Below are 14,160 nucleotides of genomic sequence, written 5' to 3'. Positions count from 1 at the left end.
CAGCCGTGGGTGGGCGGTGGTCTTCCGCCGTCGGGTGTCGGCGGGGTCCTCCCGCCGCTGTCCGGAAACGACCGAGGGCGCGTCGACCAGATCTGGTCGACGCGCCCTCGTCGCGTCACGTGCGAACGGGTTCGGCACTGTCAGCGTGTCGTCCCGGGTCCGGTGGGGTCTCGCCCCTCCGGTTCGATCAGGCGGTGAAGCGCAGCTTGCGACGACGGGCCACCACGAACAGGACCGCGCCGGCACCGAGCAGCAGGATTGCACCCGCGGCGATGCCACCGGCGGCGGCACCGGTCACCGGCAGGCCACCACCGGAGCCACCCTCCTCGTCCTTCTCGCAGTCCTTCGGCTGCTCCCAGACGACGACCTCGTCCTTGACGTCACCGATGCTCGGGGTGACCTTCAGGCCCTCGTAGGCGTCGAAGGAGACCGAGGTCTTCTGGCCGGGCACTCCGTCGAGGGTCTTGACCTCGCCCTTCTCGGAGGTGAGGGTGACGCTGAACTCGACGCCGTCGGCCGGGTTGTCGATCAGGAAGGTGAGCTGGTCGCAGGTCTCCTCCAGGTCGAAGGTGGGCTCACCCGGCTCGGGGAGGACCGGCGGCTGGCTCGGGGTCGGCGAGACCGGGGTGCTCGGGGTCGGGCTCGGCTCCTCGCTCGGGCTGGGCTCCGGGCTGGGGGTCGGCTCCTCGCTCGGCGAAGGCTCCGGGCTCGGCGACTGCTCCTCGCTCGGCGGCTGCTCCTCGCTCGGGCTCGGCTCCGGGCTCGGCTGCTCCTCGCTCGGGGTCGGCGAGGGCGGCTGCTCCTCCTGGCAGTTGCCGGTCACCTTGGCCTTGCCGGTGCGGGTGGCGAAGAGCTTCGACCGGCCCTTGTCCCACTCCAGCCGGACGGACAGCTCGGCGGCCTTTCGACGGGGGACGGTCTGCTCGCCGACCAGTTCGCCCTGGCCCGCCTTCGGAACGAGGGCGCCGGGGACGAGGTTGGTCACCTCGGTGGCCGAGGGGCTCCAGACGCCGACCACAGCGGCGTCCCACTGCCGCTCGCTGTTACGAACGGTCCACGTGACCCGGACGCTGCCGTCCTTCAGCTTGCAGCCGGTGCCGTCGATGATGGGGTGGTGGGCGCTGGCCGGGGTGGCGGCGATGGTCGCAGCCCCGGCGAAACCCAGGAGCGCGCCGGCGGTGACCGCCACGACGCGCCGCAGCGGGGAATTGAGACGGATCAACGTCTGCTCCTGACGAGGGGGTTGGTCCTGATACGTGCGGCGGGGGGACGGGAGCCGGCACGCCCCGGACGGGCGCGGGCTCACTGTGGCGTCCTCCGACGCCAGCGCATCCGGCAAGATCGGACGCAGGACGTGACTGTACCGATCGATCGCGAACGCGCTACATCTTCAGGCTGGGCTAAGGAATCTGTGACCTATCCGTGATCTTGGTCGAACCTGTGGTGACCCGGCGGTCACCAGTGGGTCATCCCGGCGGTCCCGTCGGCGATGGATCTTCAGGGTTCTTCCAGTTCACCGCGCGTTCGGTCGGGGTGGTGTCCTGACCGGACGGTGTCGAGGTCGATGCGGGCGCCCGGTGGCGACCGGACGGAGAGACGCCGAGGGCGAGTCGACCGGTCGGTCGACTCGCCCTCGGGTTCTTCGCTGACGTACGGATCTATCAGGCCGTGAAGTGCACCCGACGACGTCGGGCCATGACGAAGAGCACCGCGCCCAGGCCGAGCAGCGCGACCGCACCCGCGGCGATGCCGCCGGCAGCCGCACCGGTCACCGGCAGGCCCTCTTCCTCGCCGCCGCCGGAGCCGCCTTCCTCGTCCTTCGGCTCGTCCTTGTCCTTGCCCTTGTCGCACTCCTTCGGCTCGCTCCACTTGAGCGGGCCGCCGGAGTCGAGGTCACCGGTGACGGTGACGGTGAAGCCCTTGCCGGCCTCGAAGGTGACCTTCTTGGTCTTGCCCGGCTCGACCGTCACGGTCTTGGCCTCGCCCTTGCTCGGGGTGAAGGTCGAGTTCAGGGTCTTGCCGTCGGCCGGGTTCTTGATCTCGAAGATCATCTCGTCGCAGGTGGAGTGGTAGCTGCCGTCGGGGATCCCGACCTCCGGCTTCTTGCAGTCCTCCGGCTGCTCGTGGCCGCCCTTGAAGGGCTCCATGCCCTTGGCCTCGACGGTGATGTCGCGCGAGTTCGCCGCGTCGAGCTTGTGCTTGACCAGCTCACCGGCGGGCACGGACACCTCCTCGCGGTACTCGCCGCTGGCGGTGATGGTGAACGTGGTCTTGATGTTGCCCCGGTTGGCCAGGGTCAGGGTGACGCTGCCCTCGCAGTCGAAGGTGGGCTCGACGGCGGGAGCAGCGACGCAGGTGTCCTTGCCGCCGTTGTACCAGGCCGACGGGCCCTTCGACTTCGCGCCGACGCCGGACTTGCTGCCGATCTTGCGGTCGCCGTAGCGGGCGCTCTTCTCGGTCAGCGGGTCGATGATCTCGTCGCCGAAGACGAAGTCGACCTGGGTGAAGCAGGCGGGAACCTCGACCTTGAACTCCAGCTTGGCCTGCTGGAGCTTGCCCTCGCCGATGCCGGCGAACGCCTTGACCGACTTGTCGAACAGGTACTGCGGGGTGGCGAAGCGCGCCGACGGAGCCAGGTAGGACACCAGAGCGACGGCCTGCTCCTGACCCTCGCAGAGCGGGCCGTTGGTCAGGGTGATCGAGGCTTCACCCTTCGGTCCGTCGAACTCGTGGGTGTAGCGGGCATCCTCGGCGCTGACGCACTGAGGTCCCGGGGGCGGGGTGGTCTCGCCGGACGGGCTCACCGACGGCGACGGCGGTACCGGCGTCGGAGTTTCGGCGCTGGCGGGCGAGGCGCCCATGACGGCCGTGAAGCCGAGCATCGAGGCGGCGACGACGGCAAGCGACCGTCGCAGCGACAGCGGGGGACGGATCACACGTACTCCCGGGGTGAGGGGCGAGCAGGGGTGCAGCGCGGGGCGGCGGGAGTCGCGGCCGAACGTCGGCGCGGTCCGCAGTGATGCCTCCCCGGCGCCGGGCCGGCGAACCACCGCCGGCACCGGTCAGGACCCTAGTCGGGGCAACCGGTACGAAACAGCCCACTGACACTGACAAGCGTCATGTTATCGATCTGAGATCATTGATATACGGAAAGTGAGACATTGTCGAGATAATGGATACGGACCGTGCGGGTCGAGGGGGTGGCTGTCGGCGTACCGTCGCTGACTGTGAGAGCGTCGGTGCGACGGACGTGACGACGGCGGTACGCAGGAGGTGTCGGTGACCCGGATCGTGGCCGGAACGCTCGGCGGGCGGCGGATCGCCGCGCCCCCCGGTGGGGGAACCCGCCCCACCTCGGATCGGGTGCGCGAAGCCCTGTTCAGTGCCGTCCAGGCCGAAGTGGACCTGGTCGGGGCCCGCTTCGCCGACCTCTTCGCCGGCTCCGGCGCGGTCGGCCTGGAGGCGCTCTCCCGGGGGGCCGAGCACGTGCTGCTTGTCGAGTCCGACCCGCGCGCCGCCCGGGTCGTCCGGGAGAACATCGCCACCCTGCGGGCCGCCCCCGCCGCCCGGCTGGTCACCGGTCGGGTCGCCACCGTCCTGGCGGCGGGTCCCGACGGCGGCCCCTACGACGTGGTCTTCGCCGACCCGCCGTACGCCGTGTCGGAGGAGGAGGTGACGGCGATGCTGGCCGCCCTGGTCGAGGGGGACTGGTTGACCGCCGACGCCCTCGTGGTGGTCGAGCGGTCGAGCCGATCCGCCCCCTTCACCTGGGTGGAAGGTGTCACCTGCACCCGCAGTCGCCGCTACGGCGAGACCACACTTTGGTACGGTCGCCGATCATGAGACGTGCGGTATGCCCCGGCTCTTTCGACCCGGTCACCAACGGGCACCTCGACATCGTCGGGCGGGCCAGTCGACTCTTCGACGAGGTGATCGTGGTGGTCACCATCAACCAGTCGAAGACCTCGCTGTTCACCGTCGAGGAACGCATCGACATGCTCCGCCAGGTGACCTCGTCGTACGACAACGTCCGGGTCGAGTCGTTCCGGGGGCTGCTCGTCGACTTCTGCCGGGCCCAGCAGGCGAGTGTCCTGGTCAAGGGGCTGCGGGCGATCAGCGACTTCGACTACGAGTTGCAGATGGCCCACATGAACATCGGTCTGGCCGGGGTGGAGACCCTCTTCATGCCGACGAACCCCCTCTACTCGTTCCTCTCCTCCAGCCTGGTCAAGGACGTGGCCAAGTGGGGCGGGGACGTCACCTCGCACGTACCCGACGTGGTCCGGGAGGCGCTGCGCTCCCGCCTGGACCCCTCCGTCCGCGACTGACGTCCTACGGGCGGGGTCCGGCCGTCCCGCGACGAACCGGCCCGCGACGCGACGCGCCGGGCCGGGGGGAACGGACGCGAGTGGCCGGTGCGCGACATCATGGTGCAGCGGGAGGACGGCCGCAGCCCGCATCATGTAGGTCGGCCGACGAACGACAGGAGTGAGGTACCGGTGGACCCGCTCGACCGCATCGACGAACTGATCGCCCTGGTGGAGACGGCACGGTCCGTCCCCATGTCCCGGAACAACTGCATGGTGGACCGGGGTGAGATGATCGCCGCGCTCGACGAGCTGCGTGTCGAACTCCCCGCCGACCTGCGTCGCGCCGCCGCCCTGCTGGAGGAGCGGGACAAGATCATGGAGGCGGGCAAGCGCGAGGCGGACCGGATCATCAGCGAGGGTGAGGCGGAACACGCCCGGCTCGTGTCGGTCAACGAGATCACCGTCTCCGCCGAGCACGAGGGGGCCCGGATCGTCGCCGAGTCCCGGGCCGAGGCGCAACGCCTGCGCCAGGAGGTGGACGACTACGTCGACACCGCCCTGGCCAACTTCGAGCAGTTCCTCACCCGGGCCCTCGCCTCGATCGAGCGGGGCCGGGACAAGATGCACGCGCTGCGCGAGATCGGCACCTTCGGGGGAGAGGAGACCGAGCGTCCCCTCTCGTTCTGAGCAGGGTCGGCGACCTGCGGACCGACCCTCGGTCCCGGCCCCCGGTTCGACTGTCGGCCGGTCGCCCAGGTAACCTCATTTGTCGGCCTCTCACCGGTCGGAGTCTAACTATGCCCAAGCACTCGTCGAACACACTCGATCCCAGGTCGCCGCTGGTCCTCGACACGAGGGACCTGCCACGTCGGCCTGGCGTGTCGCGTACGGTCGAACGGGTCGCCCCGGCACCGGCGGACCTCGGTGTGGAGCTGATCAGCGTGCCGGAGGGCGCGGACCTCGACCTCGACCTGAGGATGACGTCCGTCTCGGAGGGCGTGCTCGTCACCGGGACCGTCAGCGGTCCCGTCCGGGGCGAGTGCGGTCGTTGCCTGCGCGAGATCGACGACACGGTGACCGTGACCGTCCAGGAGCTGTACGCGTACGAGGACAGCACCACGGACGCCACGACCGAAGAGGATGAGGTGGGTCGGTTGCAGGGAGACCTGATCGACCTGGAGCCGGTGGTTCGGGACGCGTTGGTGCTCACCCTGCCGACCAACCCGACCTGCCGCCAGGACTGCCCTGGGCTGTGCCCCGACTGCGGGACGCCCCTGGACGAGTTGCCGGCCGACCACAGTCACCAGCAGATCGACCCGCGTTGGGCGGGCCTGTCGCAACTGACCCGTAAAGAGGAGTAAGAACCGTGGCCGTCCCGAAGCGCAAGATGTCGCGCAGCAACACCCGCTCCCGTCGGGCGAACTGGAAGGCTGTCGCGGTGGCGACCGTGGCTTGCCCGCAGTGCAAGTCGGCGAAGCTGCCGCACACTGCCTGCTCCGTCTGTGGCACCTACAACGGCCGCCAGGTCATCGACGTCTGACCCGGACGCCGCGTGACGCCCCCGACCCGTGGTCGGGTGGCGCGTGCAACCTGGCGATCGCCCGGTGACCCGGTGTCCGCCGACACTGACCGGCCCGCTCCGGCCAGTGATCCGGTGACACCGGGCACCGTGCGGATCGCCGTTGACCTCCTCGGCGGGGACGACGCTCCCGACGTCGTGGTTGACGGCGCTCTGCTGGCCATGCGTGCCGACCCTGACCTGCACCTGCTTCTCGTCGGCCCGGCTGAGACCGCGGCCGACCTGCTGGGTGCCCTCGACCCGGTCCAGAGTTCCCGGATCACGGTTCGGCCGGTCCGCGACGTCGTCGCGATGTCCGAGCACCCGGTCCGGGCCCGTGGTCACAGCACCATCCGTGCGGCCGTGGCGGCCGTGCGGAACGGCTACGCCGACGCGATGGTCTCCGCCGGCTCCACCGGGGCGACGGTCACCGCCGCAGCGCTCGGCCTCGGCCGGTGGCCCGGGGTACGCCAGCCCGCGCTGGTGGCGACCCTGCCGGCGGTGGCGGGACCGGTGGTCCTGCTCGACGTCGGCGGAGCCCTGGAGGCGCACCCGGCCACCCTGTCCCGACACGCGGTGCTCGGGGCCGCCTTCGCGGCGGTGGCGCACGGGATCGTCGCTCCCCGGATCGGACTGCTCTCGGTCGGCACCGAGGCCGGCAAGGGCGACCGGGCCCGTCGAGCCGCCGACCCACTGCTCTCCGTCGGTCCACTGCCCTGCGATGCCCGGTACGTCGGTCTCGTCGAGGGGTACGACGTGACGCTCGGCGCCCGCGCCGACGTCGTGGTCACCGACGGCTTCACCGGTAACGTCCTGCTCAAGGCGATCGAGGGCGCGTACGCGATGGCCGGCGGGGCACCGGCCGGCGTCGGCGCGCCCCGGGCGGCCGCCCTGCTCGGCGTCTCCGGCACGGTGGTGGTCTGCCACGGTGCCGCACAGGCCGCCGACGTCGCCTCCGGCCTCGCCCTCGCCGTCCACCTGTGGCGCCGTCGCGCCATCGAAAGGGTCTCCGCGCTGCTCACCGGTGGCGAGCCGGACGACCGTACCGACCGCACCACCGACACCGAGGTAACCGCATCATGACCAAGGACAAGCGACGGGCTTCCGTCGGCCATCTGGAAGCCGCGTTCGGCGTCGCCCTCGACCCCGACCTGCTTGAGCGTGCGCTGACCCACAGGTCGTACGCCTACGAGAACGGCGGGTTGCCGACCAACGAGCGACTGGAGTTCCTCGGTGACTCGGTGCTCGGGGTGGTCATCACCACCGCCCTGTTCCACAACCACCCGGACCTGCCAGAGGGGCAGTTGGCGAAGCTGCGGGCCAGCGTGGTCAACATGCGGGCGCTGGCCGAGGTGGCCCGGGGGCTCGGGCCGGACGGCCTCGGCGCCTACCTGCTGCTCGGCAAGGGCGAGGAGACCACCGGCGGCCGGGACAAGGCGAGCATCCTCGCCGACACCCTGGAGGCGCTGCTGGGGGCGATCTACCTCCAGTACGGCCTGGACACGGCGGCGATCGCGATCCACCGGCTCTTCGACCCGTTGATGGCCGAGTCGGCAGGCCGGGGCGCGGCCCTGGACTGGAAGACCAGCCTCCAGGAGTTGACGGCGGCGCTCGGGCTCGGGGTTCCGGAGTACCGGATCGAGGGCACCGGCCCTGACCACCTGAAGACGTTCACCGCCTGGGTGGTGGTGGCCGGGAACCGGTACGGGGGTGCCGAGGGGCGGAGCAAGAAGGAGGCCGAGCAGCGGGCCGCCGAGTCGGCCTGGCGGATCCTCGACGAGCAGGCCGAGGCGGCCCGCCAGGCGGAGGAGTCCGACTCCGCCCAGGCGTCCGGGCCCGTCGAGGGGTCCGACTCCGCCCAGGCGTCCGGCTCCGAGGGGGAATCCGACTCCGCAGCTCGGGTCGACTCCGCCCAGGCGTCCGAGCCCGCCCAGGTGGGCGACTCCGCCCAGGTGGGCGACTCCGCGGCTCTGACCGACGGTGGCCTCGGGACGGACCCGCAGGTCGCCGGGGAGCGACGTGCCTGAGCTGCCCGAGGTCGAGACGGTCCGGCAGGGGCTGGACCGGTGGGTGACAGGCCGTCGGATCGCCGCCGTCGAGGTACGCCACCCTCGGGCGGTGCGTCGACACCTGCCAGGTGGGGGGCACTTCGCGGAGGTCCTGGTCGGCCGGACGGTGCTCGACGTCCGGCGACGCGGGAAGTACCTCTGGCTGCCGCTGGACAGCGGTGACGCGATCGTCGGACACCTGGGGATGTCCGGTCAGCTGCTGCTGCAACCGGCGGAGGCCGCCGACGAGCCGCACCTGCGGGTCCGGTTCCGTTTCGCCGACGACGGGGCGCAGCTCCGCTTCGTCGACCAGCGGACCTTCGGCGGGCTGGCGGTCTCCGCAGGTGGCGCGGAACTTCCGAAGGAGATCGCGCACATCGCCCGGGATCCGATGGACCCGGATTTCTCCGCCGCCGGGTTCGCCACGGCGCTGCGTCGGCGGCGGACCGAGGTGAAGCGGGCACTGCTGGACCAGACCCTGATCTCCGGGGTCGGCAACATCTATGCCGACGAGGCGCTCTGGCGGGCGAAGCTGCACGGGGTCCGGCCCACCGACGCCCTGTCCGGGCCGGCGGTGTCCCGGCTGCTCGGTCACGTCCGGGACGTCCTCGGCGAGGCGATCGCAGCCGGGGGGACCAGCTTCGACGCGCTGTACGTCAACGTCAACGGGGAGAGCGGCTACTTCGACAGGGCGTTGCACGTCTACGGCCGGGAGGGCGAGCCGTGCGACAGGTGCGGTACGCCGATCCGCCGGGAGGCGTTCATGAACCGGTCGTCGTACAGCTGCCCCCGGTGCCAGCCGCGTCCCCGGGCACTGCTCACCACCCGCTGACCGGGTCCCGGTCGACCGATCACGAGGCCGACGCCGGGGACGGGTAAGGGTTCAGGCGACCGGGCAGGGGACCCGCCAGGCGTCGAGCACCCGTTCCTTGCGCATCGAGGTGAAGCCGTAGCCGACGCTCGTCACGCAGAAGTCGGTGGTGCTGCCCGCGTACTCGACGTGGAAGACCGGCTTGCCGGCGTCGGTGAACGGCAGCAACCTGTCGCACTGGCGCAGCCTGACACACTCCTCGTCGACGGCGAAGTCGAAGTCCGGGGCCAGCGCCGCCACCTGCGGGAGGCTGCCCCGCAGCCCGGGGGAGAGGCCCAGCGAGCGGGCCAGGTCGGCGACGCGCCGGTTGAACAGCAGCTGGTCGTCGAAGCTGACCGGGAAGCCCGTGTAGCGGGTGTAACCGTCGGCGTCGGTGAGCAGTACGGCGGTGAAGCCCTTGCCCCGGCAGAGCCGGAACCTGTCGGCCAGGACCGGCCGCAGCTCGTCCCACCTGCGGACGTCCAACCAGTAGGTGTCGGGGCGTACCCCCGGGCGTCCGCGTACCTCGATCGGGAACCGGCCCTCGTCGGGGTCGGTGGTGACGTACGAACCGACGCTCACCTGACAGACCAGTCGGCGGCCCAGGTCCCGGAGCCGGGCGGTCTCGGCGGCGGTGGTCCGCACCGGGTCAAGCAGGAAGACCTGCGCCTCGACTGTCAGGTCGAGGGGGCCGGTGAGCTGCCACTGCCACTGCCAGTGCCGGGTCACCCCGGGAGGCCAGGGGCTGGTCGGCGGCGGGCGCTGGGGTGCGGACTGGCACCCGGCCAGGAGCAGGAGCACGACGACGACCGGCAGTCCCCGACGTCCCCGGCGACCTGCGGATGGTCCGGCCCCGTCGCGCATCGGCAGCTCCCGGTCCGTGCCGTGGCGGCGTCGACGACCGGGGTACGCCGTGCCGCCGGCTCACCTCATCAGGTGGAACGACCGACGGCACGGGTACGACGTGCCCGGTGGGGCACCGAGCGGTCCGCTCAGCGGGGAGCGGCGAACTTCTGCGTCCAGTACGGCCCGTTGCCGGTGGCGATGCCGACGCCGATCTCGGTGAACGCGCAGTTGAGGATGTTCGCCCGGTGTCCGGGGCTGTTCATCCAGGCGTCCATCACCGCTTCCGGCGTCCGCTGGTTCCACGCGACGTTCTCGCCGTAGGTGCGCCACACGTAGCCGACCCGGTCGAGCCGTTCGCCGACGTTGCTGCCGTCACTGCCGGTGTGCGACATGTTCTGGGTGTCGGCCTGGTCCTGGCTGTGCCGCTGGGCCGCGGTGGTCAGCTTGTCGTCGATCTGCACCGCGCCGCACCCGGCCTTGGCCCGTTCGGCGTTGACGATGTTCACCACCTGCTGGGCCTGACTGCCTGTGGTTCCGGCGACCTGGGGGGCGGCCTGGGTCGGGGAGCTGCTGCGCTCGATCCGCCGGGACGGGGCGGAGGTGTTCCGCTGCGGGTCCGGGGTCGGCGAGCTGGTGGTACGGCTCGGTGACGGCGTCGCCCGGGACGGGGAGGGGGAGGCCGTCGGCGACGGGGAGGTCGACGGGGTGGGTGAGGCCGACGGGGTGCTGCTCGGGGCGGCGGCGTCGAGCGTCTCGTCCACCAGCGGGGCGACGGCACTGGGTTCGTCGGTGGCGCCGGTGAAGGCGGCCGGGGTGTCGTCTCCGGGCAGCAGCAGGGCGCCTACGCCCAGGCTCACCGCGAGGGTGGCGGCGGCGGCCGTACCGCCGATCAGGACCGGACGCGGCAGTCGGCGGGGCGGACGGTGACGTCCCTCGCCTCGGACCGGCGGCCGGTCCGTCGTGCGGTCCTGCGGGGCGGGGTGGGGTGCGGCCCGCTCGACCACCGGTTCGGCAGGGTCCCCCGCCGGTACGACAGGCAACCGACCGGTCGTGCCGGCGGTGGCGGCCGGGCGTTCGTACCGGGTCGGCTCCTCGGACTCGTCGCCGAACAGGTAACTCGATCGGGGCTCGGGCCGGTCGGTCAGCCAGGCCGGTTCGCCGGTCGGCGTGTCCTCACGCCGCGGGGAGGGGTCCGGGTCCATCGGGTCGGTCCAGCCGTACACGCCGTCTGCCTCCAGGGTTCGGTTCCGGGCGGTGGTGACGCTACGTGAGGGGGTCTGGGGGAGCAATGTGGCTAAGAAAGAGTTAAGACGAACTCGCTTCCGCGCGTACTCCGTTCCGGAACTATGGCGTACAGTAAATGTGTCCGGACAGAGCGTGTCCGAGCCTTGTGGCAGCCCTCGGCGAGTGGCCCGGTCGACGTGGAGATGATCTACGGCCTGCGAGAACTTGACGAGGACGCGGTTTCGGCTCAATATGTAGGGGTCGCCAGTCGCGCCCGGCCGTGCCCGCTTATCGCAGGGGATGGTAGTCGCGAACACGTGGGCGCGCGTTGGCCGGCCTTTCCGGCAGCGCATATCAAGGAGTCAGCATGGCGAAGGCCCTCTACGGCCACGTAGGTGCAGCGCCCGATCGGCGCCTGCTCGACGAGGTCACCCGTTTGCGTGCCAGGGTTCAGGCAATGGAGTTCGAGATCACGCGCCTGCGCGCCGAGAACGATCGGCTCGCGGCGGCTGCGTCGGAGGCGGACGACCTCCTTCGGCTGGCCGAACCGGCGTTGACCTGATCTTCAGGGCCGGAAAACTGAATCGCTGAACACGAAAAAGCGCGCCGGACACTTCTGTTCCGGCGCGCAGCCTTTTGTGCACCCGCATTTCCTGATCTTGTGGCCGTGGTCACTCTCGCCGTTACGTGCCGCAGTTCCCGGTCCTTCCCGAGGCCGCCTCGGTGACCGGGGCGGGTCGCGTGCTCCGACGCCCGTCCCGGCGGGTTAGTCTGCGGGTTCACCAGGTCCGCGCAGCCAGCGGCGGTACGGCGGCCACCGGACGAGGATCGAGAAGGTGCATCTCAAGAGCCTGACGGTGAAGGGGTTCAAGTCCTTCGCCTCCGCGACGACGTTCAAGCTGGAACCCGGGATCACCTGCGTGGTGGGCCCGAACGGTTCCGGCAAGTCGAACGTCGTCGACGCCATCGCCTGGGTGCTGGGTGAGCAGGGCGCCAAGGCGCTGCGCGGCGGCAAGATGGAGGACGTCATCTTCGCCGGCACCGCCGGACGGGCGCCGCTCGGGCGGGCCGAGGTCACCCTGACCATCGACAACACCGACGGGGCCCTGCCCATCGAGTACACCGAGGTGTCGATCACCCGTCGGATGTACCGCTCCGGCGAGAGCGAGTACGAGATCAACGGCGACTCGTGCCGGCTGCTCGACATCCAGGAGCTGCTCAGTGACTCCGGCATCGGCCGGGAGATGCACATCATCGTCGGGCAGGGCCGGCTCGACGGCATGCTGCACGCCAAGCCGGAGGATCGGCGGGCGTTCATCGAGGAGGCCGCCGGGGTCCTCAAGCATCGCAAGCGCAAGGAGAAGGCGCTGCGCAAGCTCGACGCGATGCAGACCAACCTCAACCGGCTGACCGACCTCACCACCGAACTCCGTCGCCAGCTCAAGCCGTTGGGACGGCAGGCCGAGGTGGCCCGGCGGGCCGCCGCGATCCAGGCGAACCTTCGGGACTCCCGGCTCCGGCTCCTCGCCGACGACCTGTTCACCCTCCGTAACACCCTGGACCGCGAGATCGCCGACGAGACGGCGGTCCGGGAACGGCGCCACGAGGTGGAGGCCGAACACGCGCAGGTGCAGGGGCGGCTCGGTGAGTTGGAGGCGGTCCTCGCCGAGGACGCCCCGCTGCTCGCCGCCGCGCAGGACACCTGGTACAAGCTCTCCGCGCTAGCCGAACGGTTCCGATCCATCGAGCAGTTGGCGTTGGAACGGCTGCGCCACCTCAGCGCCACCGGCGACGACGAGCGGCCCGGCCGCGACCCCGACCAGTTGGAGGCCGAGGCCGACCGGGTCGGTGAGCAGGAGGAGGAGCTGCGGGCGGCGCTCACCGACGACCAGATCCGGCTCGCCGAAGCGGTGGAGCACCGGCAGGAGTTGGAACGGCAGCTCGCCGCCGCCGAACGGGAACTGGTCGCCGCTGCCAAGGCGATCGCCGACCGGCGGGAGGGGTTGGCCAAGCTGACCGGGCAGGTCAACTCGGCTCGGGCCCGCTCCACCAGCGCCGGGGAGGAGATCGAACGGCTCGCCGCCGCGCACGCCGACGCGATGGCCCGCGCCGAGCTCGCCCAGGCCGAGGTGGACGCGGTGGCCGAACAGTCCACCGAGGCCGACCGGGACAACGCCGACCTCGACGCCCGGCACGCCGAGGCGGTCACCGGGCAGGAGGCGGCGCAGGCCGCCGTCCGTTCCCTCGTCGACGCCGAACGCGCCGCGGAGAAGGACGCTGCCACCTGGCAGGCCAGGGAGGAGGCGCTCGCCATCGGGCTGCGCCGCAAGGACGGTGCCGGGGCGCTGTTGACCCGCGCCGAGAAGGTGCCCGGCCTGCTCGGCAGCCTCTCCGACCTGCTGACAGTCACACCCGGTCACGAGGCGGCGCTCGCCGCCGCGCTCGGCGGCCTGGCCGACGCGGTGGCTGTCAGCGGGGTGGACGAGGCTGTCGAGGCGATGCGCCTGCTGAAGATCTCCGACGCGGGCCGGGCCGGTCTGCTGGTGGGCAGCCCGCCCGGACCGGGAATGCAGGGGTCGGCCGACGCCCTGCGTCCGACCCTGCCCGCACACGCCCGCTGGGCTCCCGACCTCGTCGAGTGTGGTGACGAGGTGCGCGCGGCGGTGCACCGGGCGCTGCGTGACGTGGTGGTCGTCGACGACCTCGCCGCCGCCGCCGACCTGGTCGCCGCCGAGCCGGAGCTGCGGGCCGTCACCCCCGAGGGGGACGTGGTCGGGGCGTACGCGGCGGCCGGCGGGTCGGCCAAGGCCCCCAGCTTCATCGAGGTGACAGCCGCCGTTGAGGAGGCCCGGACGAACCGGCTCGCCGCCGAGGAGACCGCCACCGGGCTGCGGGAGCGACTGGTCGAGGCACGGGCCGAGGTGGCGGTGGCCAAGGAGGCGGTGCAGCACGCCGCCGCCGCCCGTCGGGAGGCGGAGAGTCACCGCAACGCCGCCGCCAGGCGGTTGGCCGAGTTGGGGGCGGCGGCCAGGTCGGCGAAGGCGGAGACGGACCGGCTCGGTGAGTCCCGGTCCCGTGCCGAGGCCGCCCGGGAACGGGACCTCACCGCCCTGGCCGAGCTGGTGGAGCGGCTGCGCCTGGCCGAGGCCACCCCGTTCGACGCCGAGCCGTCCAGTGCGGAGCGTGACCAGCTCGCCGCCCTGGTGCCGCAGGCCCGACAGAACGAGATGGAGGTCCGGCTGGCGGTCCGGACCGCCGAGGAGCGGGTCTCGTCGATCGCCGGTCGGGCCGACTCGCTGCGTCGGCAGGCCACCGCCGAACGGG

The 14,160-nt window shown here is 71.6% G+C and carries 13 protein-coding genes and 1 pseudogene; 10 read left to right on the top strand and 4 right to left on the bottom strand.

Annotated elements, in window-relative coordinates; all coding sequences use genetic code 11:
• Positions 1-187: 187 nt before the first annotated feature.
• Both ABT336_RS09110 and ABT336_RS09105 read right to left on the bottom strand, forming a co-directional pair.
• Positions 188-1,222: a cell wall anchor protein gene (locus ABT336_RS09110; protein ID WP_350895990.1), complete on the bottom strand. Its 1,035-nt coding sequence runs from the start codon at positions 1,220-1,222 to the stop codon at positions 188-190.
• A 439-nt stretch (positions 1,223-1,661) separates the two neighbouring features.
• On the bottom strand, positions 1,662-2,936 hold the full coding sequence (locus tag ABT336_RS09105) for a hypothetical protein (RefSeq protein ID WP_350895989.1): 1,275 nt from the start codon (positions 2,934-2,936) through the stop codon (positions 1,662-1,664).
• Between the two features lie 343 nt (positions 2,937-3,279).
• On the opposite strand from ABT336_RS09105, the gene rsmD reads away from it, so the two are divergent.
• The 8 genes and pseudogenes from rsmD to mutM all read left to right on the top strand — a co-directional run bounded on the left by rsmD (position 3,280) and on the right by mutM (position 8,748).
• Positions 3,280-3,843 carry a 16S rRNA (guanine(966)-N(2))-methyltransferase RsmD gene (gene rsmD / locus ABT336_RS09100; protein WP_350895988.1) on the top strand — a complete coding sequence of 188 codons (564 nt, stop codon included), beginning with the start codon at positions 3,280-3,282 and terminating at the stop codon, positions 3,841-3,843.
• Positions 3,840-4,328, top strand: a complete 489-nt coding sequence (coaD, locus tag ABT336_RS09095; protein ID WP_350895987.1) for a pantetheine-phosphate adenylyltransferase — start codon at positions 3,840-3,842, stop codon at positions 4,326-4,328. The genes rsmD and coaD overlap by 4 nt, the downstream gene beginning before the upstream one ends.
• A gap of 171 nt (positions 4,329-4,499) precedes the next feature.
• A complete protein-coding gene (locus ABT336_RS09090) occupies positions 4,500-4,997 on the top strand; it encodes an SPFH domain-containing protein (RefSeq protein WP_350895986.1) in 498 nt (165 codons plus the stop codon).
• Positions 4,998-5,107: 110 nt separating this feature from the next.
• Entirely contained in the window at positions 5,108-5,671 is a 564-nt protein-coding gene (locus ABT336_RS09085) for a YceD family protein (protein WP_350895985.1), read from the top strand.
• 5 nt (positions 5,672-5,676) lie between these two features.
• Positions 5,677-5,850 carry a 50S ribosomal protein L32 gene (rpmF, locus tag ABT336_RS09080; protein WP_350895984.1) on the top strand — a complete coding sequence of 58 codons (174 nt, stop codon included), beginning with the start codon at positions 5,677-5,679 and terminating at the stop codon, positions 5,848-5,850.
• Positions 5,851-5,964: 114 nt separating this feature from the next.
• Positions 5,965-6,951 carry a phosphate acyltransferase PlsX gene (locus ABT336_RS09075; protein ID WP_350896030.1) on the top strand — a complete coding sequence of 329 codons (987 nt, stop codon included), beginning with the start codon at positions 5,965-5,967 and terminating at the stop codon, positions 6,949-6,951.
• Positions 6,948-7,700, top strand: a pseudogene (gene rnc, locus ABT336_RS09070) (ribonuclease III); the annotation flags it as partial. The gene ABT336_RS09075 and the pseudogene rnc, both read left to right, overlap by 4 nt.
• A gap of 187 nt (positions 7,701-7,887) precedes the next feature.
• Positions 7,888-8,748: a bifunctional DNA-formamidopyrimidine glycosylase/DNA-(apurinic or apyrimidinic site) lyase gene (gene mutM, locus ABT336_RS09065; RefSeq protein WP_350895983.1), complete on the top strand. Its 861-nt coding sequence runs from the start codon at positions 7,888-7,890 to the stop codon at positions 8,746-8,748.
• A gap of 51 nt (positions 8,749-8,799) precedes the next feature.
• On the opposite strand, the gene ABT336_RS09060 is transcribed toward mutM, so the two are convergent.
• A complete protein-coding gene (locus tag ABT336_RS09060) occupies positions 8,800-9,630 on the bottom strand; it encodes an endo alpha-1,4 polygalactosaminidase (protein WP_350895982.1) in 831 nt (276 codons plus the stop codon).
• 128 nt (positions 9,631-9,758) lie between these two features.
• Complete coding sequence (locus ABT336_RS09055) at positions 9,759-10,835, bottom strand: CAP domain-containing protein (RefSeq protein ID WP_350895981.1); 1,077 nt, start codon at positions 10,833-10,835, stop codon at positions 9,759-9,761.
• A gap of 368 nt (positions 10,836-11,203) precedes the next feature.
• Here ABT336_RS09055 and ABT336_RS09050 point away from each other — a divergent pair, with 368 nt between their 5' ends.
• Together ABT336_RS09050 and smc are read left to right on the top strand one after the other, a co-directional pair.
• Positions 11,204-11,398: a hypothetical protein gene (locus ABT336_RS09050; RefSeq protein WP_350895980.1), complete on the top strand. Its 195-nt coding sequence runs from the start codon at positions 11,204-11,206 to the stop codon at positions 11,396-11,398.
• Positions 11,399-11,672: 274 nt separating this feature from the next.
• A partial coding sequence (gene smc / locus ABT336_RS09045; RefSeq protein WP_350895979.1) for a chromosome segregation protein SMC occupies positions 11,673-14,160 on the top strand: 2,488 nt, incomplete at its 3' end.

Origin of the sequence: Micromonospora sp. NPDC000207 (assembly GCF_040300925.1) — a bacterium.
Lineage (GTDB): Bacteria > Actinomycetota > Actinomycetes > Mycobacteriales > Micromonosporaceae > Micromonospora.
This window is presented reverse-complemented; position numbering and strand designations above follow the sequence as displayed.

Excerpts from the sequence above, each read along its gene's own strand:
- coaD (WP_350895987.1), top strand. The coding sequence starts at position 3,840 with ATGAGACGTGCGGTATGCCCCGGCTCTTTCGACCCGGTCACCAACGGG.
- ABT336_RS09085 (WP_350895985.1), top strand. The coding sequence starts at position 5,108 with ATGCCCAAGCACTCGTCGAACACACTCGATCCCAGGTCGCCGCTGGTC.
- ABT336_RS09060 (WP_350895982.1), bottom strand. The coding sequence starts at position 9,630 with ATGCGCGACGGGGCCGGACCATCCGCAGGTCGCCGGGGACGTCGGGGA.
- ABT336_RS09050 (WP_350895980.1), top strand. The coding sequence starts at position 11,204 with ATGGCGAAGGCCCTCTACGGCCACGTAGGTGCAGCGCCCGATCGGCGC.